General features: G+C 71.3%; 20 protein-coding genes. 9 read left to right on the forward strand and 11 right to left on the reverse strand.

The features are described 5' to 3' along the window. Positions 1 to 75: 75 nt before the first annotated feature. Positions 76 to 543 carry a PhzA/PhzB family protein gene (locus ACIBBH_RS28395; protein WP_399409362.1) on the forward strand — a complete coding sequence of 156 codons (468 nt, stop codon included), beginning with the start codon at positions 76 to 78 and terminating at the stop codon, positions 541 to 543. A 226-nt stretch (positions 544 to 769) separates the two neighbouring features. Here the strand turns inward: ACIBBH_RS28395 and ACIBBH_RS28400 are convergent, their stop codons facing one another. The 6 genes from ACIBBH_RS28400 to ACIBBH_RS28425 all read right to left on the reverse strand — a co-directional run bounded on the left by ACIBBH_RS28400 (position 770) and on the right by ACIBBH_RS28425 (position 6,217). Next, positions 770 to 1,009, reverse strand: coding sequence for a hypothetical protein (locus ACIBBH_RS28400; RefSeq protein WP_399409364.1), 240 nt, complete (start codon positions 1,007 to 1,009; stop codon positions 770 to 772). A gap of 147 nt (positions 1,010 to 1,156) precedes the next feature. Further along, entirely contained in the window at positions 1,157 to 1,321 is a 165-nt protein-coding gene (locus ACIBBH_RS28405) for a hypothetical protein (protein ID WP_399409365.1), read from the reverse strand. Between the two features lie 13 nt (positions 1,322 to 1,334). Further along, positions 1,335 to 1,904, reverse strand: a complete 570-nt coding sequence (locus ACIBBH_RS28410; protein WP_399409367.1) for a hypothetical protein — start codon at positions 1,902 to 1,904, stop codon at positions 1,335 to 1,337. A 266-nt stretch (positions 1,905 to 2,170) separates the two neighbouring features. Next, positions 2,171 to 2,527 (reverse strand): Imm49 family immunity protein, encoded by a 357-nt coding sequence (locus ACIBBH_RS28415; RefSeq protein ID WP_399409369.1) that lies wholly within the window; start codon positions 2,525 to 2,527, stop codon positions 2,171 to 2,173. 288 nt (positions 2,528 to 2,815) lie between these two features. Further along, positions 2,816 to 4,330, reverse strand: a complete 1,515-nt coding sequence (locus tag ACIBBH_RS28420) for an MFS transporter (RefSeq protein WP_399409371.1) — start codon at positions 4,328 to 4,330, stop codon at positions 2,816 to 2,818. Between the two features lie 117 nt (positions 4,331 to 4,447). Next, entirely contained in the window at positions 4,448 to 6,217 is a 1,770-nt protein-coding gene (locus tag ACIBBH_RS28425) for an FAD-dependent monooxygenase (protein WP_399409372.1), read from the reverse strand. A 380-nt stretch (positions 6,218 to 6,597) separates the two neighbouring features. Between ACIBBH_RS28425 and ACIBBH_RS28430 the strand changes: the two genes are divergently transcribed. Continuing rightward, the gene (locus ACIBBH_RS28430) at positions 6,598 to 7,050 is read left to right on the forward strand and encodes a nuclear transport factor 2 family protein (protein WP_399409373.1); all 453 of its coding nucleotides are present in this window, start codon (positions 6,598 to 6,600) and stop codon (positions 7,048 to 7,050) included. A gap of 92 nt (positions 7,051 to 7,142) precedes the next feature. Here ACIBBH_RS28430 and ACIBBH_RS28435 read toward each other — a convergent pair whose 3' ends face one another. Next, positions 7,143 to 8,459: a BTAD domain-containing putative transcriptional regulator gene (locus ACIBBH_RS28435; protein WP_399409374.1), complete on the reverse strand. Its 1,317-nt coding sequence runs from the start codon at positions 8,457 to 8,459 to the stop codon at positions 7,143 to 7,145. 491 nt (positions 8,460 to 8,950) lie between these two features. Between ACIBBH_RS28435 and ACIBBH_RS28440 the strand changes: the two genes are divergently transcribed. Next, positions 8,951 to 9,868, forward strand: a complete 918-nt coding sequence (locus ACIBBH_RS28440; RefSeq protein WP_399409376.1) for an aromatic prenyltransferase — start codon at positions 8,951 to 8,953, stop codon at positions 9,866 to 9,868. A gap of 217 nt (positions 9,869 to 10,085) precedes the next feature. Here ACIBBH_RS28440 and ACIBBH_RS28445 read toward each other — a convergent pair whose 3' ends face one another. Next, entirely contained in the window at positions 10,086 to 11,018 is a 933-nt protein-coding gene (locus tag ACIBBH_RS28445; RefSeq protein WP_399409378.1) for a sigma-70 family RNA polymerase sigma factor, read from the reverse strand. A 974-nt stretch (positions 11,019 to 11,992) separates the two neighbouring features. On the opposite strand from ACIBBH_RS28445, the gene ACIBBH_RS28450 reads away from it, so the two are divergent. From ACIBBH_RS28450 to ACIBBH_RS28475, 6 genes are all read left to right on the forward strand, one after another. Next, positions 11,993 to 13,063, forward strand: coding sequence for a type III polyketide synthase (locus ACIBBH_RS28450; RefSeq protein WP_399409380.1), 1,071 nt, complete (start codon positions 11,993 to 11,995; stop codon positions 13,061 to 13,063). A 31-nt stretch (positions 13,064 to 13,094) separates the two neighbouring features. Then, complete coding sequence (locus ACIBBH_RS28455) at positions 13,095 to 13,658, forward strand: cupin domain-containing protein (RefSeq protein ID WP_399409381.1); 564 nt, start codon at positions 13,095 to 13,097, stop codon at positions 13,656 to 13,658. A gap of 5 nt (positions 13,659 to 13,663) precedes the next feature. After that, positions 13,664 to 14,821 (forward strand): DegT/DnrJ/EryC1/StrS family aminotransferase, encoded by a 1,158-nt coding sequence (locus tag ACIBBH_RS28460; protein ID WP_399409383.1) that lies wholly within the window; start codon positions 13,664 to 13,666, stop codon positions 14,819 to 14,821. After that, complete coding sequence (locus tag ACIBBH_RS28465; RefSeq protein ID WP_399409385.1) at positions 14,818 to 15,813, forward strand: methyltransferase dimerization domain-containing protein; 996 nt, start codon at positions 14,818 to 14,820, stop codon at positions 15,811 to 15,813. Before ACIBBH_RS28460 ends, ACIBBH_RS28465 begins: the two co-directional genes overlap by 4 nt. Positions 15,814 to 15,900: 87 nt before the next feature. Next, a complete protein-coding gene (gene wrbA / locus ACIBBH_RS28470; protein ID WP_399409387.1) occupies positions 15,901 to 16,521 on the forward strand; it encodes an NAD(P)H:quinone oxidoreductase in 621 nt (206 codons plus the stop codon). A 218-nt stretch (positions 16,522 to 16,739) separates the two neighbouring features. Further along, complete coding sequence (locus tag ACIBBH_RS28475) at positions 16,740 to 18,323, forward strand: class I adenylate-forming enzyme family protein (protein ID WP_399409389.1); 1,584 nt, start codon at positions 16,740 to 16,742, stop codon at positions 18,321 to 18,323. A gap of 278 nt (positions 18,324 to 18,601) precedes the next feature. Here the strand turns inward: ACIBBH_RS28475 and cydC are convergent, their stop codons facing one another. The 3 genes from cydC to ACIBBH_RS28490 are packed head-to-tail and all read right to left on the reverse strand — an operon-like array spanning position 18,602 to position 23,149. After that, positions 18,602 to 20,389 carry a thiol reductant ABC exporter subunit CydC gene (gene cydC, locus ACIBBH_RS28480; RefSeq protein ID WP_399409391.1) on the reverse strand — a complete coding sequence of 596 codons (1,788 nt, stop codon included), beginning with the start codon at positions 20,387 to 20,389 and terminating at the stop codon, positions 18,602 to 18,604. Next, the gene (gene cydD, locus ACIBBH_RS28485) at positions 20,386 to 22,077 is read right to left on the reverse strand and encodes a thiol reductant ABC exporter subunit CydD (protein WP_399409393.1); all 1,692 of its coding nucleotides are present in this window, start codon (positions 22,075 to 22,077) and stop codon (positions 20,386 to 20,388) included. The genes cydC and cydD overlap by 4 nt, the downstream gene beginning before the upstream one ends. A 43-nt stretch (positions 22,078 to 22,120) precedes the next feature. Further along, positions 22,121 to 23,149 carry a cytochrome d ubiquinol oxidase subunit II gene (locus tag ACIBBH_RS28490; protein ID WP_399409396.1) on the reverse strand — a complete coding sequence of 343 codons (1,029 nt, stop codon included), beginning with the start codon at positions 23,147 to 23,149 and terminating at the stop codon, positions 22,121 to 22,123. Positions 23,150 to 23,153 lie beyond the last annotated feature (4 nt).

Genomic DNA, 23,153 nt, shown 5'->3' on the forward strand with positions numbered 1-23,153 from the left:
CCGACACCAGTCCCTGCGCCCCCGGGAGACACCATCACTTCGTCATCCGCCCCCCAGACCGCCACCGGCACGCCGGTGTTCACCGACCACCACGACCTGCGGGCCCGCAACCGGCGCGCCGTGGAGCAGTACATGCGCACCGGTGCCGAGGCCCGGCTGAGCCGGTACACCCTCTACACCGAGGACGGCACCGCGTCCCTCTTCTACACCGACATCGGCAAGCCCATCGTCGTCACGGGCCGCGAGAAGCTGAAGCGGCACGGCGAGCTGTCCCTGAAGGTGCTGCCCGACTGGCAGTGGTTCGACGTCCACATCTACGAGACCCAGGACCCGTCCGTCATCTGGGTCGAGTGCGACGGCGAAGGGACGATCCGCTTCCCCGGCTATCCCGAAGGCCGTTACCGCAACCACTTCATCCACGGCTTCACCCTGCTCGACGGGCAGATCGCCGCCAGCCGCGAGTACACCAACCCGATCGAGCACATGAAGTCGCTCAGCATCGAGACGCCGCACATCCGGCGGGACTGGATCCCCTCCTCCTGACCTCCGTCCCGCAGACCGCCGGCCGCCCCGGTGCGACAGTGCCCGGGGCGGCCGGCGGTCCGCGCGGTGCTCTCACCACTCGATGAGCGCGAACCCCGCGGCCATGCCGCCGCCGAAGCCGGCCGGCAGGATCAGCTCGCCCGGCCGCAGGGCCCTTTGCGCCGCGCCGAGTCGGGGTGCCGTTAACGAGCGGCGAACCAGGCGACAAGTAACCCGCCGGTAGCCTTCAGAGGTCGGCCCCTCGCCGTCGATGCGGCGAGGGGCCGAGTGGTGCCCGCCGGCGTTCAGGCCGCGGCCGGCTCCGGTTCCGGCTCGGGGTCGGTGGGGGCGGGACCGCGAGTTGGAGGCGGCTGCCCATGTTCAGCCGGACCTCGCCGTACGGCTGGATGTGCATCCAGAACAGCGGGGTCAGGGCGCGTTTGTCCTCGTCGGTGAGGACGTCGGCCCATTCGGGGTCGGCGAGCATGTCTTGGATCATGAGGGGGCAGGCGCCCGACGCCCACTCCCGAGCCTCCGGCCCATTACGACGTAATAGAGGAACCGGCGTCCGCGGACCCGACATCGGAAGTTCCGCTCCCGGAGGCCCTGGCCCCGCCACCCTCCCCAAGCTCCCCTACGACGACGGTGCCTTCCTCGCCATGCGCTGGCCGGTGCTGAGGACCCGCACCAGACGCGACACGGTGCAGCCCGGCCGCTGGGCCCACAACCCGACCTCGACGCCGAAGAGCACCCGCCGGGGCGGGACGGCCGGCGCAGAAGAACGCGCAAGCTCTGCCATCGCCCGCTGGCCCCTAATCGGGTTGTGCCAGCGCTTCGTCCCAGACGTTGCCGCCGTCTGCCCAGGTCCATAGCCACTGGCGCAGCGATGGTGCCGCATGTCGCAGGCCGTCATGAGGGTCCTGGCCCCAGTCCGGTTCCCAGCCGTCGGCATCCCAGAGCAGCACTGGGTGATCAACCGCTATTAGCGAGACGTACCACTCCATCGTGCAGCCGCCGCCCGTCAAGAAGAACCACGACGCCGACGGCCCCCACCCCGCCCGCTTGGCGTGGATGGTCGTCGCGCAATGCCAGTCCGGCAGATGCCAATGCGGAACACGGCGCGGCGTCAGCGACGCAAGGCCGCCCTCCGGCCCGAACCCCCCGTCGCCAACCTCTGTGTAGATGCGGCGGAGCAATCCAGGCAGGGGATACCCGATGCTGCGTTCAGCAAGGTCCACTTCTGTGTTCGTGAGAGGCGGGAACGGCTGATCCGGGAGACACCCACGAGAGGTGGGCACACTCTCCGAGCCCCACGCGAGTGCGTGCAGCCTCTCCAGAAGCGCGTCGTCGTCCGCAGCAGTGCGGTGCGCAGCATCGGTCACGAGCCGGGACTGTAGTACGCGCCACTCCCTGGTCAGCCCGCCAGGCCAGGTGAGACGCGCGTCGGCATGGCCCGGGCGCCAACCGCCGAAGGTCGGAACTGGCCTGTCTTCGGGCTATCTCCGGCTATGCAGCCCTAAGGCAACTGCATTGGCCGGCGAAGGCCCCCGGCAGCCACCGGCCCAAGCCCGCCGTGTCCCGCCCCGACGGACCGGTGCTCCTATCTCGGGCACCAGCCGCAAGGTACGGGCGCCCGGTGAGTGCTTCGTCAGTGTTGCGGGGCGTGCAGCGGGGAGTCGGGCAGGTAAGCGGACCGGACGCCCGGCTGCCATCCGTGCGCGAGGGAGGCTAGCGCGGCCACCGCGGCGGTCCTGACCGGCAGCAGGGTCCGGGGCGCAGGGTCGGTGCCGACGCCCGCGCGGTGCTCCAGGAGCCGTTCGGCAAGGGCCTGCTCGAAGACGCACTGATCGTCGTCGAGCAGGACGCGCAGCAGCCGCTGGTCCGGGTCCAGGGTGCCGGCCGCGTCGAGCCGTTCAGCGGCGTCGCGCGTCGGCGTCGGGCTTGTCCAGCGGGAGCGGGCCGGGGAGGCCGCCGGGATACCGCCCCTGGTGATCCGGATGCACACCGTGCTCGCGTACGTCGTCGACCAGGTCGAAGAACTGCCGAACGCCATGCTCGCCGCCGTGGTGGCGGCCTTCCTCGTCGAGGGCGTGGAGCGGCTGATGCGGTAACCCGTCGGCCCGAACAGTGGTCGGGGCACGCCGTCCGTCGTGGAGTACTGCTTTCACTGTCCGGCGTCCGGCCCGGCGAGCACGTCCGCTGCGCGGACTCGGGCTCGGCGACGGTGGTGTCGCGGACAAAGTGAAGAGGGCCGGGGGACCCGGCCCTCTTGCTCGATCGTCCCGTCCGCGCGTCAGGAGAGCGCCTTCTCCGGCTCGGGGGCGGCCGGCTTGGCACCGGGCGGGGTGGGCACCGGCAGCGGTCCGCTGCGCAGCAGCGCACCGCCGATGACGGCGCCGGCCACGAAGATGGCGGCGCACCACCAGAACACCTGGGTGTAGCCGTGGATCGCGGCCAGCTGGAACAGCGCCGGCCCCGGCTTCCCGTTGGCGTGGCTGGTCAGGTAGTCGGTGGCGGCGCTGGCCGCGATCGTGTTGAGCAGCGCGGTACCGATGGCGCCGCCGAGCTGCGTACCGGCGCTGATGGTCGCCGAGGCGATACCCGCGTCCTGCGGGGCCACGCCGGAGGTGCCGGTGTTCAGGGCGGCGGCGTAGATCAGGCCCATGCCGAGGCCGATCACCATGAGCGGGCCGAGGATCGCCGAGGCGTAGTGGGAGTCCGGACCGATCCGGGTCAGCCAGACCATGGCACCGGCGTTGAACAGCATGCCGGCGGTGATCAGCGGCCGCGGGCCGACGCGCGGCATCAACCGGATGTTGCCCACGTTGCTCGCCACGCCCGTGACGACCATCATCGGCAGCAGGGCGAGACCCGACTCGAACGCCGAGTACCCGAGGTCGGTCTGCAGGTAGTAGATGAGGAAGAGCAGCACGCCGAACATGCCGATGCCGACGACCAGCGAGGTGAGGTAGGCGCCGCCGCGGTTGCGGTGGGTCACGACCCGCGGGGGCAGCAGCGGCTGCTGGGCGCGGGTCTGCCAGAAGGCGAACAGGACCAGCAGCACGGCGCCGGCCACGAGGAAGCCCCAGGTCGAGGGGGTGTGCCAGGTGTGCGTCGCCGCGTTGGAGAAGCCGTAGACGAGGCAGAACAGACCGCCGGACGCCAGGAACACGCCCGGGATGTCCATCCGGGCCTTCACACGCGGCTGCTTGGGCAGCAGACGGGAGCCCACGAGCAGCGGGAAGGCGGCGAAGACCAGGTTGATGTACATGCACCAGCGCCAGTTGAGACCCGAGGTCAGCGCGCCGCCGATCAGCAGACCCAGGCCGCCGCCGCTGGCCGCGACCGCGCTGAAGGCGCCGAACGCCTTGCCGCGGTCCTTGGGGTCGGTGAACGTGGTGGCAAGCAGCGACAGGGTGGTGGGCGCCAGCAGCGCGGCGAAGACGCCCTGGCAGGCGCGGGCGACCACCAGCATGGTGAAGCTGTTGGCGGCACCGCCGACCGCGGAGGCGGCCGCGAAGCCGACCAGCCCGGCCAAGAACGTCTCCCTGCGCCCGAAGAGGTCGGCCAGCTTGCCGCCGATCAGCAGCAGGCTGCCGTAGCTCAGCGCATACGCCGTCACGATCCACTGCTTGTCAGCGCTCGAGAAGTCCAGTGCCTGCTGCGCCGACGGCAGTGCCAGGTTCATCACTGTCGTGTCGAGGGTCAGCATCAGGTAGGCGACGCAGACGACGGCGAGGATGATCCACCGCCGTGAATCTTTTGCCGTTGCCACGGCTGCCGTAGGCACGGCGTTGGGTGTGGACATGAGCTGTCTCCTAGTTGTTGCATCGGTCGGACTTAGCGGTGCCTCGTCCCTATGACAGGCCGCGGCAGCCGAATGTGACGGCCCCCGCCGCCAGGTGCCGGCGCCGGGGCCGTCGGGCTAGGGCCTGTCCGCGGCCCCGGGGTCCAGGACCTCGGACATCACCTGTGCCAGCACGCCCGCCGGGTTCTCGGCCGCGCCCATGGAGCGCCACGCGACATGGTTGTCGGGGCGCACCAGGACGGCGCCGTCGTCGGCGACCTCCCGTACGGCCGCCCAGCCGCCGTCGGCGTACTCCGCGCCGGCCCCGATCCGGGCCACGGTGAGAGGCACCGAGAACTTCTCGGCGACCTGCTCGGCCGCCTCGGCCCACGGGGTGCCCGCGGGGCCGGTGATCAGGGCGAACCTGTTCGAGTCCCCGACCAGGTCGTGGGTGGACAGGCGCTGCCCGTCCCGCTCGATCCACGCGTGCGGCAGCCGGTGCCCGGGCCGGGTGGTGGGGTGGTAGGCGTCGCCCATGGGCGAGCGGTGCGGCGGCTCGGTCCCGTCGGGGACGAGCGCCCCCTCCTCGTAGGCGAAGCCGATCTCCAGGTCGTGCGCCTGGCACTCGGCGCGATGGGTGCCGAAGATCTCCGCCGCCCTGGCGCGCGTGACCGCGCCGACCTCGGACGGGTCGAAGTACTGGGCGAACGCGGACGCGCGGCGCTGCGGCGGGATGTGCGGGCCGAGGCCGAGCGCGGCCTCCGTCATGAGCCGGTGGTGGAACCAGGCGGCCAGACCCCAGTCGACGTTGCGCCCGCCGACCGGCCGCCGCTCGGCCTCGTAGGTGTCGAGCAGGCTGTCGTCGGCGCGGCCGCAGAGCACCGCGGCCAGCTTCCAGGCGAGGTTGTGCACGTCCTGGATGCCGCCGTTCAGGCCGAGCCCGGTGGTGGGCGGCTGGCGGTGGGCGGCGTCGCCGACGATGAACACCCGGCCCGCCCGGTAACGGTCGGCGAGCACCCCCTCGACCGACCAGTGCGACACCTTGTGCACCGTCAGGTCGAGGCCGGGCAGGTCCAGCACCTCGCGTATCCGGGCGGCGACCGCCTCGTGGTCGGAGCGGTCCACGTCACCCAGGACGAAGTGCAGGCCCCACTCCTCGCAGCGCCTGCCCCACGTCGGCCCCATCTCCAGCAGGGTGCTGTTCAGGTCGGGGCGGTACGGGTTGACGAACCAGGTGATGATGGTGCCCTCGTGCCACCACTTCGACAGATCCGCGGAGAAGTACGCGGTGGTGACGTCGACCATCTTGGACACGCCCTGCATCCGCACACCGAGCGCGGGGCCCAGCGTGCGGCCGCCGTCGGCGGCGACGACGTAGTGCGCGGCGACCCTGGTGACCTCGCCGCTTTCCAGATCACGGATCCCGGCGACGACCCGGTCGCCCTCCTCCGCGAAGGAGACCAGTTCGTGGGAGAAGAGCACACGGCCGGGATTGCGCTCCTCGGCCTGCCGGCGCAGGATCGGCTCCAGCCGCAGCTGCGGCAGCTTCACCGGCAGCACGGGGCCGTCCGCCGCGTAGGCCTCGGTCGTCGCGCCACCGCCGAAGGCGTCCATCTCATGGATCAACCGCCGGTCCAGCGGCCCGTCGCCGGTGAGTGTGGTCTGCCAGCGCACCCGGCCGTACTGCTCGGTGGTCGCGGCGTGTTCGACCACGGTGTCGTAGATGCCGTGCTGGCGGAAGATCTCCATCGTGCGCTGGTTGATGTAGTGGGCCTTGGGCAGAAACGACGTGTCCGCATGCCGTTCCACGAGCACGTGGCCCACACCGTGGTCCGACAGGAAGATCGAGGCGGACAGGCCACAGCCGCCGCCCCCCACGATCAGGACCGGAACCTCGGTAACCTCCATATTCGGCCTTCCATAAGGTGAGGGCCGGCCCACATGCAGGGCGTCAGACGATCATGAGCGACCCTGGTCGCCGGCGGGCGGGCCGGGGAAACGGTTCAACCGATGTGTCGTCCCGGAATACGACGGTCGACGCCACCATGACGACGTTCTTCGGCCGATGCTGCGGTCCCCAGCATCGGCCGGAGTGGTTGGCCCGCACTGTTGCTCGGGTTGGCGTCGACTTGGCATGACCGGTGTCCTGCGACGCGGAAGGGACGTGTCACATTCCGCGGGGCCGCCTTGTCATAACGACCGGGACGAACAAACCATCCAGCGAGTGGGGGACCCATGGACGGTGCCGTTCGCGCTCAGAGTTCAAGGCGATGAAAAGGAAGAAAGCGATGAGTGACCTTCAGGCCGTCGTGGACCGCGTCGAGATCGAGGCACTGCGCGGCGAGTTCACCGACGCGGTGATGATGCGCGACTACGGCCGTTTGGCTCTGCTGTTCACGCCGGACGGCGTGTGGCGGATGCCCAACGTCCCCGTCGAGCTCGAAGGCCAGGAGGCGATCCGCGCCTGGGGCAGGCGGGTGCCGGACGTGGTCGACTTCCTCGTGCAGAACACACACCCGGGCCTGATCCGGCTCGGCGGCGACACCGCTTCCGGCCGCACGTACATCTCGGAGGTCGGGCGTGCCCTCGACGGCCGCGGGGCGCAGAACTACGCCATTTACCACGACCGTTACCAGCGCACCGCGGACGGCTGGAAGTTCGCCGAGCGCGTCTACGAGATCCGGTACGAGGACTCCTCGCCGCTGCCCGGCTCTCCGCCTCGCCCGGCTGAGGATGCGTGACCGCCCCGCAAGCCGGACCGCCGTCCACAGCATGGTGCCCCCCCTCGACATGCCGAGGGGGGTACACCACTCGCGGGGCGTGGGGGCGCAGGTCAGCTTCCGCCCGGAACACTGCCGGCGAGCGCGACCGAAGCGAGTCGCCCCGCGGCAGGGCCCTGTGACACGGCCCTCGGCGACGGCCTGACGGCCGCGGGCCGCGCCGATTCCCAAGCCCCCGAAGGCCAGGCCGGCGGTGCGACCACTGTGAGGTGCGGCCGCCAGTCCAAAGAGGGCGCCTGGTTGAGTATCTGCTGTTCCAGCAGTCGCAGCGCCGGACGCGGATCGATCCCCAACTCGTCCGCCAGCCGCCTCCGGTTGGTGCGCAGCACCGCCAGCGCGTCGGCCTGCCGGCCCGCCCGGTACAGGGCCAGGCTCAGCAGTTCGCAACCGTATTCGCGCAAGGGGTGGGCCTGGACGAAGGCCTCGAGTTCGGCCACCGCGACCTCGTGGGCGCCGGCCGCGAGCAGGGCCGCGCAGCGCCCCTCGATCGCGGACAGCCGCAGTTCGTCCAGCCGCGCCACGTCCGGCCGCACATACGGGGTGTCGGCCACCTCGGCGTAGGCCTGCCCGCGCCACAGCGCCAACGCCCTGCCGAACTCATGGACCGCGGACTGCGGATCGCCCCGGTCCAGCGCCTGCCAGCCGGCGACGGCCCGTTCGTTGAAGCGGTGCACGTCGACCTCGGCGACGCGGCCGTCGAGCAGATAGCCGCGTCCGCGTCCGTAGGTGCGCAGCACCGTCGGCGGTCTCCGGGGCGCGCGGTCGGGCTCCAGCACACGCCGCAGGTTGGCGACGTACGCCTGGAGCGAGGCGACCGCCGACGGCGGCGGGTTGCCGGTCCACAGCTCTTCGATGATCACGTCGACGGCCACCGGCTGGCCCACCTTACTGACCAGCAGCGCCAGCAGGGCGCGCTGCTTGGGCGCCCCCAGGTCGACGAGGCAGCCGCCGACGGCGGCCTCGATCGGGCCCAGGGTGCGGAACTCGACCCTGGGGCGCGGCGGTTGCGGAGTCCTTGGCGGCCGCTTCGCGGCCCACCGGACGTCCTCCGCTCGCCCGTGTGCCACAGCCGCGATCTCTCTGCCGTCGTTCGTGACGCCCTTCGTCACGCCGTCCACAGCGGCGATGTCCGCGACGACGTGGCCGGCCGCAGGGATGTGGGGACCGAGTTCGAGTTCTCTGGCCACGTACACCCGCAGTGCCTCGTTGGTGCGGCGAAGCGCCCGGACCTCGCGTTCCAACTCCGCGATGCGCCATACATCCGTATTTCCGGCGCCCGCGCGTGGCCCGCCGTCCGTCTCGGACGGACATCTGCTCCCCGACTCGACGTCGCCGGCTGGAATACCGGCATCGACCTCTTCTTTTGCCATCCGTGAACTCTCCATTTCCACGGTTCGGTCCGGCCGCCCGGCCGGCACGGGAGGCTGTCCCGTCCGATGTCCGGGCGACCGAACCAGGCCGTATCCGGTGACCGACGCCCGGTGCAGCGCGGTGAACGACCTGAATGAGACGACTTTTCACGTGCGCTTGCGCGGAATACGACACCCTCCCGTAAGTGGTGGCGGTTCTGGACCCGGTGAGCGGGAATTCAGGCGTACGTCGTCCGGGATTCCGTTTGAACGGCCCGTCGGTGTTTCCCTCCGCGGCGTCGGACGGGCCGTGTTTCCGCCGCTGTGCGCGACCTTATGCGCCGAAGGTCTTTGCGCCAAGTCGGCACCAATCGATTCTCCAGCCATGCTCAAGGAGCGTGGCCGACGCTGGTGCGCCGGAGCAGTGGGGGCGGCCGCGGACGGCATTGCTTCGTGCAATGTCCCTGAGCGATCACTCTGACTGATCATCAGGATCAACGTGTGGAGGTTCAATGTCCGGAACCGATGATGTCGAGCGCGTGTACGCGGCCATGGAGGAAGCGGCTGGACTGCTGGGTGTGACCTGCGCACGTGACAAGGTCTATCCGCTGCTGACCGCCTTCCAGGACAAACTCACCGAGGGCGTGGTCGTCTTCTCCATGGCGAGCGGGCGCCGTGCCACGGAGCTGGACTTCAGCATCTCGGTGCCGGCGAGCCACGGCGACCCGTACGCCACCGTGGTGGAGAAGGGTCTCTTCCCGGACACGGGCCACCCCGTGGACGACCTGCTCGCGGACACCCAGAAGCACCTTCCGGTGTCGCTGTTCGCCATCGACGGCGAGGCCACCGGCGGCTTCAAGAAGACGTACGCGTTCTTCCCGACCGACGACATGCCCGGGGTCGCCCAGCTGAGCGCCATTCCCTCCATGCCGTCGTCCGTGGCCGAGAACGCCGAGCTCTTCGCCCGCTACGGACTGGACAAGGTCCAGATGACCTCGATGGACTACAAGAAGCGGCAGGTCAACCTCTACTTCAGCGACCTGGACCGGAAGCACCTGGAGCCGGAGTCCGTCCTGGCCCTCGTCCGCGAACTGGGCCTGCACGTTCCCACCGAGCTCGGGCTGGAGTTCTGCAAGCGCTCGTTCGCGGTCTATCCCACCCTCAGCTGGGACACTGGGAAGATCGACCGGCTGTGCTTCGCCGTGATCTCCACCGACCCCGCGCTGGTGCCCTCCCAGGACCCGGGCGACATCGAGTTGTTCCACACCTACGCGACCAAGGCGCCGTACTCGTACGTGGGCGAGAAGCGCACCCTCGTCTACGGGCTCACCCTGTCGCCCGAGGAGGAGTACTACAAGCTCGGGGCGTACTACCACATCACGGACGTCCAGCGGCGGCTGCTGAAGGCGTTCGACGCGCTCGAGGGCTGAGGGGCCGATGCCCCGCCGGGACCCTTGTGCGGTTCGTCGGCCCCGACGCGGCCGAGGGCAGCCGATCGAGGAGACCACGCCATGGAACGGGGCGTGTTGACTCGCCGCAGTCCCCAGGGGTCCGCGGCCGGCCAGACACGTGAGCCCGGCGCGGACCTGGCTCTACGAGAAAGGCGAGGGGGGCGGTCCGGCGCGGACCGCCCCCCTTCGCGCCGTGTCAGCACAGGACGATGACGTTCAGGCCGGCCAGGTCGGCCTGGATGTCGATGCCGGTGATCAGGCCGTCGGCGATGGCGAAGCGGAACACGGCCTGCGGCACGCCGTCCCTGACGTAGGCCAGCCCCGCGGCCCCGTCGATGAGGGCGGGCACCGGGGCCCAGGAGAGATTGGCGAAGGCGCGGGAGACGGCGTCGGAGCCGCGGATCTCCTCGGCCACGCTCATCCCCGTGGTCATGCCCATCCGCACGGCCGCCTGGTCGGCGCGGACCACGATGTCCGGGGCGAGGACGGCCAGCAGCGCCTCGAAGTCGCCCTCGCGGGAAGCGGTGAGGAAAGCGTCGATGAAATCGGCCCTGCCGGCCCTGGCGGTTTTGGCGCCCTCGTCCCTGACCGGCACCTCCTTCGGTGCCGCGCTCGCGGCCTCCGGGTCGACGCCCTGCCGCTGGATGCGGCGGCGGGCGCGGCTGGCCAGTTGGCGGGCCGCGGCCGGTGTGCGGTCCACGATCGGCGCGATCTCCTCGAAGGGCACCGCGAACATGTCGTGCAGGACGAACGCCAGCCGCTCGGCGGGCGTGAGCGTGTCGAGGATGAGGAACATGGCGGCGCCGACCGACTCGGCGAGCAGCGCCTCCTGCTCGGGGTCGGCCGCCGTGTCCGGGCGGGGCGAGCCGTCGGCGTCGGGGATGTCCACCAGATCCTCGCGGCGCGACTTGCGGGACTGCAGCATGTTCAACGACACGCGGGCCACGATGGTGGTGAGCCAGCCGCTCATGTTCTCCACCGATCCGGCGTCCGCGCGAGTGACTCGGAGCCAGGCCTCCTGCACGGCGTCGTCCGCCTCGGTCAGCGAGCCGAGCACCCGGTACGCCACCGCCCGCAGCCGCGGACGGTCGGTCTCGAACCGAGCGGCCAGCCATTCGTTTTCGTTCATCGGGTCACACCCTCCCACCAGTGCCTTGCTTATCTGACAGGCCTGAGCCCACCGATGTGACGGGCAAGGACCGAACAACTGTGACGTGCTCGCGCGGGCGAGTGCCAGTTCGGAATCTCCCGGGGATCCGTGTCCCCGGGCAGCGGGCAGCGGGCAGCGGGCAGCGGGCAGGGCGGGCGCCGGCGGCAGCGGTGTCCTGGCCGGACCCCGCGTGGACGTCGCTGGCCAGCGCGCCTTCACGTGGTGTGTCATGCGTCTGCCGGGGTGCGGGACGCGAACCGGCTTTCCTGCCGCGTCCCCCGGATCCACTCGTCCGCGCCCACCGGGATCCACTCGTTCTTGAGCGCCGCTCCACCACGGCACCGCTCGTGCTCCACCACCGCTGGGGTCCTCGACCGGTGGGCGCCTTTCCCGTGGGCGTCGGGCGCGTCGGCGCGCTCGCTGCGTCAAACAGGCCGGCTTGAGTATGACTTGGGTCACGTCATGGAGTACTTGGCGTTGACCCTCATCCTGTGTCACGATTCCAGCACCCCTAACCTGCCCAAAATCAGCCACGTGGCAGTGGGCCGAGTTCATCCGCGAGGCCGGGGGCAGCAGCGCTGTAGCGCAGTGGCAAGGGCTGTGACGACGGTTCCCCGCAATGAGACCGTGGCGGCCCTGCAACTCGGGACACCTCCTGGGGGAGCCGGAGGACGCCCGACCTGACCTGCCCGGGCCGCCGTTGAAGCCGCCTCCTGTGCCGACCACGGTCATCGCCCGGCCCCTGTGGCGCCGAACCCACTGAACCGTCGCGCAGGGTTTCGTTCACCGCTTTCCCGTCACCCCTGTGCAGCACCGGCCGGCCGCGTCCCGCGGCCGGCCGGTGCTGTTCTGTGCCGCGCCTCAACTCACTGGCGAGCCAACAAAGATGACGTGCCGTCAGTTCTGGCCCACTGCCCTTGCCGTCGATACTCCGAAAGAAGTGGATTCCAGATATGCCCAGGCTATGCAAACCGGCGATGAGCGCGCCGGAGAACATCATCACGGTGGAAGAGACTCTGGAATTTGCGGAAAAGGCGCATGCCGGCAAGCCGCAGCTTCCCTTGGCTCTTCGCCTGATCCGCAACACCGGTGTGAAGAAGCGGCACATAGTCCAGCCCATCGAGCAGACGCTCCGGCACCCGGGCTTCGAGGAGCGCAACCGCATCTACGAGGCCGAGTCGAAGAAGCGCACCCCCGAGGTCATCGAACGGGCCTTGGCCAACGCCGAAGTGGCGGCCCGTGACATCGACGCGATCATCTACGTGTCGTGCACCGGCTTCATGATGCCGTCGCTGACGGCCTGGCTGATCAACAAGCTGGGCTTCCGCTCCGACACCCGGCAGATCCCCATCGCCCAGCTGGGCTGCGCGGCGGGCGGAGCGGCGATCAACCGGGCCCACGACTTCTGCGTGGCCCACCCCGCCAGCAACGTCCTGATCGTCTCCTGCGAGCTGTGCTCACTGTGCTACCAGCCCACCGCCGACGACATCGGCTCGCTGCTGTCCGACGGCCTGTTCGGTGACGCGGTCGCCGCCGCCGTCGTGCGCGGCGTCGGCGGCACCGGCATCGACCTGGAGCGCAACGCCTCCTACCTCATCCCGAACACCGAGGACTGGATCTCCTACGCCGTCAAGGACACCGGCTTCCACTTCCAGCTGGACCGCCGCGTGCCCGGCACCATGGAGCCGCTCGCCCCGGTGCTGCGCGAGCTGGCCAAGGACCACAGCTGGGACGCCGGCAAGCTCGACTTCTACATCGTCCACGCCGGCGGTCCCCGCATCCTCGACGACCTCGCCAAGTTCCTCGAGGTCGACCGCGACGTGTTCCGGCACAGCTGGTCGACCCTGAGCGAGTACGGCAACATCGCCAGCGCCGTCGTCCTCGAAGCCGCCCGCCGGCTGTTCGAGGAGGACACCCCGGCTCCCGGCGCCACCGGTCTGATCGCGGGGTTCGGCCCCGGCATCACCGCCGAAATGGCGCTCGGCACCTGGTCCGCCGACGCTCCCCGGTCCCTCGCCGCCTGAGCCCGGGCACGGACGAAAGAAAGCGAAGCGTATGACTGACCTCATCGTCCCGGCGGGCGCTGGGCGAAAGCTGATCACCCCGGCACAGGAGGTGACGTTCAAGGCCACGAAGGCGATGGGATCCTCCGTATCGATCTTCGAGGTGATCGTGCCGCCGGGCTTCGACGTCGGGGCCCATGTGCACGAACACGGCCAGGAGTTCTTCTACGTCCTGGACGGCGAGCTGGACCTGCTGTGCTTCGAGCCCACCGAGCGCACGAAGGACACCTGGCACGACTGGACGTCCGCCCAGGGCGACCGCGTCATCCGCGCGGGTGAGGGCAGCTGCATGTTCGTGCCGCCCGGCACCCCGCACGCGTTCCGGAACGCCACGGACAAGCCGGTGAAGATGCTCTTCCAGAGCTTCCCCTCGCCCGATCACGAGGACTACTTCGAGGAGATCGCCGAGATCTGGTCGCGGGGTACCGCGGTGGACCCCGCGGCCGTGGAGGAGATGCGCAAGCGGTACGACGTCAGCCAGCTCACGCCGCTGCGCTACGAACCGCCGGCCCCGCGCATCCCCGGCCGGCAAACGCACGCGAAGAGTGGGAGGTGACCACGATGGAACCGATACCCCTGGTCCACGCGAGTCTCGGCGAGCGGGAACTGGCGGCCGTCGCCGAGGTGTTCGCCTCCGGCTGGCCCGCCGGTCAGGGTCCCCGGGGCAAGGCGCTGGAGGCCCGGCTGGCCGAGAAGTACGGCGTCGGTGACGCCGTCGCGGTCAGCAACTGCGGCGCCGCGCTCCACCTGGCCATGCTGGCGCTCGACGTCAAGCCGGGCGACGAGGTGATCGTCGCCGACTACGGGTTCCCGGCGCCCGCACAGGCCGCGCTCTACGTCGGCGCGGTCCCGGTCTTCGCCGACGTGCGTCCCGACACCTGCACCATCGACCCGCAGGCGGTGGCCGACCTGGTCACCCCGCGCACCGTCGGGATCGTCGCGGTGGACACCGTCGGCATGCCCGCCGACTACACGGAACTGCAGGCGATCGCCGACCGCCACGGCCTGTTCCTCGTCGAGGACGCCGCCTGCGCGGTCGGCGCGACGTACCAGGGCCGCCAGGCCGGTGCGCTCGCCGAGGTGGGCTGTCTGTCCTTCCACGGACGCAAGGGCGCCTCCAGCGGTGAGGGCGGCGCCCTGCTCGCCCGCGATCCGGAGATCGGCAAGGACGCGCGGCTGCGCTCCTCCTTCGGCATCGGCAGCATCTTCGACATGGGCAACGTCGTCGGCCTGCCCATCCCGACGTTCACCGAGATCGGCTACAACTTCAAGCTGTCCGACATCGCCGCGGCGATCCTCCAGGTGCAGCTGGGCCGGATCGACGAACTGCTCGGGCGACGCAACGCCATCGCCGCGCAGTACGCCGAACTCCTCGCGGACGAGGAACTCCTGACGGTGCCGACCGTCCCGGAGGACCGCACCCACGCCTGGCAGACCTACATGGTGACGCTGGACGCGAGCGTGGACCGCGCCGCGGTCGCCGCCGAACTGCGCGGCCAGGGCATCGGCTGCGGGCACGGCACGTTCGCGGCCCACGTGCAGCCAGTGTTCCAGGCGCAGCAGAAGTGCCCGGTCTCGGCGGATCTCTTCGCGCGCCAACTCGCCGTACCCATGCACGCGGAACTCAAGTCGAACCAGGTCGAACGGGTCGTGGGCGCCCTGCGCAGCGCGGTGCGCACCCACTCGTCCTTCACACGGGTCCTCGGAGGGGCAGCATGACGAACAATCGGCCATCACCCGTCGGCATCATGCGGCTGATCAACGGCTACTGGGCCACCGGCATTCTCGCCGCGGCCGCCACCCACTCGCTCTTCACCCACCTCGAGAGCGGCGCGGGCACGGCCACCGAACTGGCCGAGCGCGCCGGCATCTCCGAGCGCGGCGCACAGACCCTCCTCGACGGACTGGTCAGCGTGGGTCTGGTCGAGCTGCACGAGGGCCGCTACCGCAACACCCCCGAGGCGTCCACGTACCTGGTCGAGGACACCCCCGTCTCGCTCGCCCCCTTCGCCAGGCTCAAGCTGACGCACACGGGCGCCCTGACCGACCTGGCCGAGGTGGTCCGCGTCGGGGGACCGGTGAAGGACGTGGTGGTCGAGGTCGCCAACAACCCGCACTGGGAGGGCATCGTCACGGCCATCGCCGCACAGTCGGTACCCGCCGCGACGATCGCCGCCGAGGTGCTCGGGCTGGCCGGCGCCGGTGAGATCTCCATCCTCGACGTGGGCGGTGGCTCGGGCATCTACTCGGGCATCTGGCTGGAGGCCAACCCCGCCGCCCGTGCGACCCAGCTCGACTGGGAGCCGATCAACGAGATCGCCCGCCGGCTGCTGGCCGAGCGCGGCGTCGGGGACCGGTTCACCACCATCGACGGTGACTTCCACACCACCGACTTCGGTACCGCGCAGTACGACGTCGCGGTGTACTCCCACATCGCCCACCAGGAGGGCCCGGAGAGCAACGTGGAGGTCTTCACCAGGCTCCGGCAGGCCCTCAAGCCCGGCGGCACCCTGGTCGTCAACGACTACGTCGTCGACGACGACCGCGGCGGTCCGGTCTTCCCGCTGATCTTCGCCTCGGAGATGTTGCTCAAGACCAGGCAGGGCAGCACCTGGCGGCGCAGCGACTACCGCGACTGGCTCGTCAAGGCCGGCTTCGAGGACGTCTCGTTCCACGCCGCGGAGCCCGGCACCCTCGTCGTCGCCCGCTAGCCGGCACACGGGGACGCCCATCGAAGGGAACCGCGCCGGCCGTTCCCTCCGGCACCACCGGACAGAGAGTCAGTGAAGGAATCCCCTATGGCACCCGTGAACGTCTCCATCATCTACTACAGCGCCACCGGAAACCTGCACGCCCTGGCGCAGGCCGCGGCCGAGGGCGCGGAGAAGGCCGGCGCGGCCGTGCGTCTGCGCAAGGTCCGCGAGCTGGCCCCGTCGGAGGCGGTCAACTCCGTCCCTGCCTGGGCCCGGCACATCCAGGACACCGCCGATGTCCAGGAGGCCACCCTCGACGACCTGAGCTGGGCGGACGCGGTGCTGTTCGGCACCCCGACCCGGTTCGGCAACGTCTCCAGCCAGCTCAAGGCGTTCATCGACAGCGCGGGTCCCCTGTGGCAGAAGGGCGAACTGGCCGACAAGGTCGTCTCGGCCTTCACCGCCACCGGCACCGCCCACGGCGGCCAGGAATCCACCATCCTGGCGCTGAGCAACACCTTCTACCACTGGGGCGGCATCATCGTGCCGCCGGGCTACACCGACCCGATCCAGTTCAAGACGGGCAACCCGTACGGCACCTCGCACATCTCGGGCGTCGGCGGCAGCAACGGCGGCCCCAGCGAGGACGTTCTGCAGGGGGCCCGCTACCAGGCCCGCCGGGTCACGGAGACGGCGGCGGCGCTCAAGGCCGGCCGCGCGGCCTGACGGCCTTTCAGGGTGACATCGTCCCGGACGACGTGACCGCGTGGTCCGAAGCCGGCGACGCGGCGGCGGTCCTGGTGCTTCCAGGGCCGCCGCCGCGGCCTGTGCGCGGCCGGCTCCCCATCTGTCCCTTTCCGCAAAGACGCCGCGCGCGTCCCGGCATCCCGCACCGAGCCGGCGAACAGCCCGACTCCATCGCCCACCGCAAAGGAGACAGCCCGATGAAGGGCTCTGTGGCCTATCAATCGATACAGAAACGCGGTCTGCACATCGGTCTTCTGCCGGAGATGGCCGCGGCCGTCAACCCGTCGACGCCGATCGTCCTGGACCACGATCTGGACGCGCTGCCCGAGGCGGGCCGGCGTCTGACGGCGGCTCAGTACGCCGAGCACGTGGACGACCTGGCCGCCCGCCTGTGGGCGGCCGGTGTCCGGCCCGACGAGCGCGTCGTGATCTACAAGACGGCCAACGCCGACCACTGGATGCTCGCCGCGGCGGTGTCCCGTATCGGCGGGGTCGTCGTGAACCTGTCGCCGGCCCTGGACGCCGCGACCGTGACCGTCCTGCTGGGGCGGGTCGACCAGCCGACCCTGCTCACCGACGGGACCAAGTTCGACGTCCTCGCCGACGTGCCGCTAGCGGACCTCACCCGGCGGGTGATCACCTCGGCCGGCGACCGTCCGGGGGCCGTCTCGCTCGCCGGACTCGCCGGCGCGCCGCGGGTCAAGCCGGTGGTCCGGCCGATCGACGAGGCCGCCGTCATCACCCACACCTCCGGCACCACCGGCATCCCCAAGCTCGTCGTGCACACCCCCCGCACCCAGGGCATCCGCCTCGTACCGCAGTGGCGGCTGCTGTCCCTGATGCGGAAGAAGGAGACCGTCGCCATCCACGTGCCCTTCGTGCACTCGCGGATGGTCGCGGCGATGTCCCTGGCGCTGCTGAAGGAGTACCCGGTCCTGCTCATGCGGGAGACGGACCCCGCCGAGGTCGCCGAGCAGTTCCTCGAGCACCGCCCGGCCCTGATCGAGGCGCTGCCCAACTCGCTGATGGAGTGGGAGCGGCTCACCGAGGACCCGCGAGCGCCGTTCGCGTCGGTGAAGGTCTTCAGCAGCACTTTCGACGCGATCCACCCCGGGACGATGAGCAAGCTGCTCAAGTCCTCCGCCCGGCGCGGGGCCCTGTTCTTCCAGATCTACGGGCAGAGCGAGGTCGGCCCGGCCGTCGGCCGCGCCTACTTCCGCCACTCCGCCCACAGGGCGAACGGACGCTGCGTCGGCTGGGCCATGCCGATGGGTGCCGCGAAGGTGCGTGTCGTCAGCCGCGACGGCAAGCGCCCGACGGAGCAGAATCCCGGCCGTATCGAGGTCGCCTGGCCGGGCCTGGCCAAGACGTACTTCGGCGAGCAGGAGCGCTACGACGGCAACCGCAAGGGCGAATGGTGGGGGACCGGAGACGTCGGCTACTTCACCAGGTTCGGCTGTCTGCACATGCTCGACCGGGAGGTCGACATGATCCCCGGGGTGCGCAGCTCCCTGGAGATCGAGGACGTCGTGCTGGGCAAGCTGCCGGAACTCAGCGAACTGGTCGTCGTCCAGGGCCCCAACTGCGAGGCGGTACCGGTGATCTGCACCCACGGCGACGAGCCGCTGGACCTGGACCGCTGGCGCACCGCCGTGGCCGGCTTCCCCCAGCTGGCCGGCCCGGTCCAGATCCCGGAGGAGGAACTGCCGCGCACCGCCACGCTGAAGGTGCAGCGCCTCGCGCTCGCGGACCGGCTGAAGGACCAGCTGGCGAACCGGTAGCCGGAGACCGCATGAAGCGGGGTGCGGCTCCTGTGCCCGTAAGGCGCGCTCCGAAGGAGCTGCACCCTGCTTCACCGAGTCCGACGTGCGCGTCGAGCCCGGTCCCGCGGAACCCGGCTCCGCGGGCCCGGACGGCCGCGCTGTCCGCACACCCGACGGCCCTGGTCTCCAGGGCCGTCTTTTTTGTTTCTGTCCGCAGGAGCGTCCAGGTTTGCCGTCGCACACGAACCAAGGAGCGCCTTCACCATGGTCGCGGCCGGCACACACATCGGAGCCACTCATCCAGGGAGTGAGCCGAACGGCACCCCCCAGGGGCGCTCGGGTGCCGCTCCGGGGAGGATCCGCCCCCGGTCGAGCGTCACGGCCTGGTCGGCGGCGGCCAGTCCCTGTCGTGCGTGGGTGACCAGGAGGGTGGTGCGGCCACGGGTGGCGTCGAGGATGTCGGCGAGCACAGCGGCCGCCGTGTCGGGGTCGAGCCCCTCGGTGGGCTCGTCCAGGACGAGGACGGGCGGATCGGCCAGCAGCGCACGGGCCAGCAGCAGCCGGCTGCGCTGGCCGCCCGACGCCTCGGCGCCGTCCTGGCCGACGAACGTGTCGAAGCCCTTGGGCAGGGACTCGATCCAGTCCAGGATCCGCGCCCTGCGCGCCGCGTCGCGCAGCTCCGCGTCGGTGGCGTCCGGCCGGGCCAGCAGAAGGTTGGCCCGGATCGAGGCGTGGAAGAGGTGGGCGTCCTGCGTCATGCCGGTGATCGCGCGCCGTACGTCGGAACCGGCGCAGTCGCGCAGTTCGCGTCCGGCGACGCGGATGCATCCGGCCTCGTAGGGGACGAACCGCATGAGCGCCGCGATCAGGGTCGACTTCCCCGAACCGCTGGCGCCGAGCAGCACGGTGCGCCGTCCGGGCGGCAGGTGCAGGCTCACCCCGTCCAGGGCCGGTGGGCCGTCCGGGCGGTGACGAACCGTCAGATTCTCGATGTGCACGCCGAGCGGACCGTCGACGGTGAGCGCGGCCGGGACGGCCGGCTCGGTGACCGGGGCCGGGGTGTCGAAGAGGTCGGCCAGCCGGCGTGCCCGGGCACGTACTTCGGCGAGGCGGAACGCGGCCGCCGGCAGCGGCTCGAGGGCCTCGAAGGAGACCAGGGCGAGGACCGCGAGAACCGTGAGGTGTACGGCGGGCAGCCGGCCGTCGGCATGGGCGCGCAGCGCGCTCCAGGTGACGGCGACCAGGGCCGTGCCCTGGAGCAGCAGAAGCACGCCGGAGGCCAGCGAGGTGGTCAGGGCGCGGCGCCGCTCGAGGCGGGCGATCCGCAAGGCGGCGCGCCGGGCGCGCTCGGCGGCGCGGCCCTGGGCGCCGTACGCGGCGAGGTCCGCCGCCCCCTGGGTCAGGTCCACGACGTGCGCGGCGAGTTCGGCGCGTACCGCCGCCTGTTCCCGGCCCGCCGGGTGGGCCACGGCGAGCACCGCCGCCGGCACGAGCAGGGCGGCCACGGCGAGCAGCAGCCCGAGCAGGATGCCGGCCTGGGGCAGCAGCAGCGAGGCCGTCGTGGTGGCGGCGACACAGACCGTGCCTGCGGCCACGGCCGGCAGCAGGACCCGCAGCAGCAGATCCTGGGCGGCGTCGACGTCGTCGACGAGGCGGGTCAGCAGGTCGCCGCTGCGAAAGGCGGGCGTGCCCGCGGGCGCGAGGGGCACCAGCGCCTCGTACACCCGGGTGCGGAAGCCCGCGACGGCCCGCAGGACACCGTCGTGGCCAAGGAGCCGGTCGCTGTAGCGCAGGGCTCCGCGCCCCAGCGCCAGGGCGCGTACGGCGACGATCGCGAGGCTCACCGAAGCGATCGGCGGTTGCTGCGCGGCCCGCGTGATCAGCCAGGACGCGGTGGCCATGAGCGCGGCGGCGGCCAGCTCGCTGCCGGCCGCGGCGAGTGCGGCGGGCAGGAGCCGGCGCCAGTACGGAAGAAGCCGGCGCACAAGGCGCAGGGCCGGGCGGGACCCGCCCGACGGCCGGACGGGGGGTACGGCCGCCGGGCGGGAGCCTGTGCGGCTGTCGGCCGCTGCGTACAGGGTCATGCGGTCACCGGCCCTTCCGCGGGAACCAGTCGGGGCGTCCGGAGGTGACCGGCCCGCACCGTGACGATGCGGTCGGCGTACGGCAGCAGACTCGTGCGGTGGGCCACCACGATCGCGGTGCGGCCGCGCATGAGACGTACCGTGGCTTGTGTGACGGCGGCCTCGCTGGCGGGGTCGAGGTGCGCGGTCGGCTCGTCGAGCAGCAGTACGGGGGCGTCCTTGAGGAAGGCGCGGGCGAGCGCGATGCGCTGGCGCTGACCGGCGGACAGGCCCGCGCCGTGCTCGCCGAGCGGCGTGTCGTAGCCCTGCGGCAGTGCCTCGATGAAGTGGTCGGCGTACGCGTCCCGGGCCGCCTGCCGCACCTCGGCCGCGCTCGCGCCGGGGCGCCCGAGACGGATGTTGTCCGCGACGGACGCCGCGAACAGGTGCGGACGCTGGGGCACCCACGCCAGCCGAGCGCGCCAGTCGTCGGGGTCGAGGCAGGTCAGATCGGTGCCGCCGACCGTGATCCGGCCCGCCGAGGGGGTCACGAAACCGAGAAGCAGTGCGAGCAGCGTGGACTTGCCCGCGCCGCTGGGGCCGACCAGGGCGATGTGTTCGCCGGGGTGGACGTCGAGCGACACGCGGTCCAGGGCGGGGGCGGTGCGGCCCGGATAGTGGACGGTGACGCCGTCGAGGTGCAGGGGGGCGGTGCGGGCGTCGGGCGTCGGGGCGCGGTCGGCCGTGTGCCCGGTGCCCGCCTCGCGCTCGTCGAGAGTCGCGAAGACCTGCTCGGCCACCGTGACGCCCTCGGCGCTGTCGTGGAAGGCGGCGCCCATCGCCCGCAGCGGCACATAGGCCTCGGGGGCGAGGAACAGCACGATCAGGGCGGTACGCAGGTCCATGGTGCCGTCCAGCAGCCGCAGCCCGACGGGAACGGCCACGAGCGCCACGGACAGGGTGGCGACGGTCTCCAGGACGAAGGAGGAGAGGAACGCCAGGCGCAGCGTGCGCATGGTGGCCCGCCGGTGGGCCTGGGCCATCTCGCCGACCCGCTCGGCCTGGTACTGCTCGCGGCCGAACGCGCGCAGCGTCGGCAGCCCGGCCACGACGTCCAGGAAATGACCGCCGAGCCGGGCCAGCAGCCGCCACTGCCGGGCGGTGCGCCGGGCGGTGTGCAGGCCGACGAGCGCCCCGAAGACGGGGATCAGCGGCAGCGTGATGAGGATGATCAGCGCCGAGGACCAGTCGGTCGCGCACAGCCAGGCGAGGACCGTGACAGGTACCACGGCGGCGGCCGTCATCGTGGGCAGGGAGCCGATGACGTACGGGTCCAGGGCGTCGAGGCCGCGCAGCAGCAAGGTGGCCGTCTCACCGTGGCGGCGTGCCGCCGGCCGGAGCGGTGCGGTGCGGCTGAGCCGGTCCGTGAGCCTGTCGCGCAGCGCGTGCTTGGCGTCGGCCGCGGCGCGGTGCGCGAGCACGCCGCGGGCCCAGGCGAGAGCCGCGCGCCCCGCCACGACGGCACCCAGCGCGGCCGGCGCCGCGAAGGTGACCGGGTGCCCGGCGAAGCCGTCCGCGAGAACGGTCGCCAGCAGTGTCGCCTGGGCGACGACGAGCCCCGCGGCGAGGAGCGCCATGGCCGCGGAGCGCGCCAAGTGGCGCCGCAGCACCGGCAGTTCCCGCACCAGGCGGCGTTCGACCGGTTTCATGCGCTATCCCTCCCCGTGCGGCCGCGGCCTGCGAAGCAGTTGCTCAGAAGTAGCTGAGGTGACGACGCCCCGTGCGTCCCCGGAAGGCCCACCAGCTCCACGCCTGGTACGCGAGGATCGTGGGGACGATGAAGAAGCCGAAGACGCTGAGGATCTTCAACGTGGCGTGGTCGGTGATGGCGTCGTCGATGTGCAGGCCGTGGCCCGCCGAGCTGATCAGCAGGTACGGGTACTGGCCCGCCCCCAGCAGGATCACGGGCAGCGCGGTGGCCAGACACGTGGACACGAACGCGCGGACGTGGTTCCCGGCGGAGAAGGACCACCAGGCGGCGCCGTACGCCGCGGCGACGGCAACGGCGATGATCACGGAGGCGGTCCGGTTGGTCATGGAGGCGCCCGCGCCGAAGAGGGTGAGCAGCAGGGCGATCAGTGCCGTCGCCGCGCTCGCGGCCATCAGCCTGACGCCCAACCGCCCCGCCTTTTCGCCGGGTTCCGCCTGTGAGCGCACGGCGACGAAGGCGGCGCCGTGCGCCGCGAACAGCAGCAGGACGGTCGCGCCGCAGGCCAGCACGAACGGGTGGAACACCGCACCGAACCCGACGTGGAAGCTGCCGTCGGCGCGGCGGGGTACACCGTGCAGGAGCAGACCCACCACCAGTCCCCAGCACACGGCGGGCAGCGCGCCGCCGACGACGACCAGCACGTCCCAGGCACGCCGGGCGCGCGCGCCGTGGGCGCGGCGGCGCAGCTGGACGGCGGCGTTGCCGAGGACCAGCCCGGCGAGGATGGCCACGAGCAGCGGGTACAGGCCGGACAGCAGGTTGCCCTCCAGGTGCGGGAAGGCGCCGAACATCACACCCGCGAAGGCGACCAGCCACACCTCGTTGCCGAGGAAGAACGGGGCGATGGCCTCCAGGGCCGGGTTCCTGCCGCTCCGGTCGGCCTCCTGCCCGTCCCTGCTGCCGCCGAGGAAGGGATGGAGCATCTGTGCGCCGTAGTCGTATCCGCCGAGCACGAAGTACCCGGCGAGCATCAGGCCGAGCACGCCCAGCCAGGCGGTCTCCAGACTCATGTCG

The organism is Streptomyces sp. NPDC051636, assembly GCF_044453765.1.
Taxonomy (GTDB): Bacteria; Actinomycetota; Actinomycetes; order Streptomycetales; family Streptomycetaceae; genus Streptomyces.

What these genes read in the sequence shown, in the direction of transcription:
- ACIBBH_RS28400 (WP_399409364.1), bottom strand. Translation starts at nt 1,009, where the DNA reads ATGCTCGCCGACCCCGAATGGGCCGACGTCCTCACCGACGAGGACAAA.
- ACIBBH_RS28405 (WP_399409365.1), bottom strand. Translation starts at nt 1,321, where the DNA reads ATGGCAGAGCTTGCGCGTTCTTCTGCGCCGGCCGTCCCGCCCCGGCGG.
- ACIBBH_RS28420 (WP_399409371.1), bottom strand. Translation starts at nt 4,330, where the DNA reads ATGTCCACACCCAACGCCGTGCCTACGGCAGCCGTGGCAACGGCAAAA.
- ACIBBH_RS28425 (WP_399409372.1), bottom strand. Translation starts at nt 6,217, where the DNA reads ATGGAGGTTACCGAGGTTCCGGTCCTGATCGTGGGGGGCGGCGGCTGT.
- ACIBBH_RS28430 (WP_399409373.1), top strand. Translation starts at nt 6,598, where the DNA reads ATGAGTGACCTTCAGGCCGTCGTGGACCGCGTCGAGATCGAGGCACTG.
- ACIBBH_RS28435 (WP_399409374.1), bottom strand. Translation starts at nt 8,459, where the DNA reads ATGGCAAAAGAAGAGGTCGATGCCGGTATTCCAGCCGGCGACGTCGAG.
- ACIBBH_RS28440 (WP_399409376.1), top strand. Translation starts at nt 8,951, where the DNA reads ATGTCCGGAACCGATGATGTCGAGCGCGTGTACGCGGCCATGGAGGAA.
- ACIBBH_RS28445 (WP_399409378.1), bottom strand. Translation starts at nt 11,018, where the DNA reads ATGAACGAAAACGAATGGCTGGCCGCTCGGTTCGAGACCGACCGTCCG.
- ACIBBH_RS28450 (WP_399409380.1), top strand. Translation starts at nt 11,993, where the DNA reads ATGCCCAGGCTATGCAAACCGGCGATGAGCGCGCCGGAGAACATCATC.
- ACIBBH_RS28455 (WP_399409381.1), top strand. Translation starts at nt 13,095, where the DNA reads ATGACTGACCTCATCGTCCCGGCGGGCGCTGGGCGAAAGCTGATCACC.
- ACIBBH_RS28460 (WP_399409383.1), top strand. Translation starts at nt 13,664, where the DNA reads ATGGAACCGATACCCCTGGTCCACGCGAGTCTCGGCGAGCGGGAACTG.
- ACIBBH_RS28465 (WP_399409385.1), top strand. Translation starts at nt 14,818, where the DNA reads ATGACGAACAATCGGCCATCACCCGTCGGCATCATGCGGCTGATCAAC.
- wrbA (WP_399409387.1), top strand. Translation starts at nt 15,901, where the DNA reads ATGGCACCCGTGAACGTCTCCATCATCTACTACAGCGCCACCGGAAAC.
- ACIBBH_RS28475 (WP_399409389.1), top strand. Translation starts at nt 16,740, where the DNA reads ATGAAGGGCTCTGTGGCCTATCAATCGATACAGAAACGCGGTCTGCAC.
- cydC (WP_399409391.1), bottom strand. Translation starts at nt 20,389, where the DNA reads ATGACCCTGTACGCAGCGGCCGACAGCCGCACAGGCTCCCGCCCGGCG.
- cydD (WP_399409393.1), bottom strand. Translation starts at nt 22,077, where the DNA reads ATGAAACCGGTCGAACGCCGCCTGGTGCGGGAACTGCCGGTGCTGCGG.
- ACIBBH_RS28490 (WP_399409396.1), bottom strand. Translation starts at nt 23,149, where the DNA reads ATGAGTCTGGAGACCGCCTGGCTGGGCGTGCTCGGCCTGATGCTCGCC.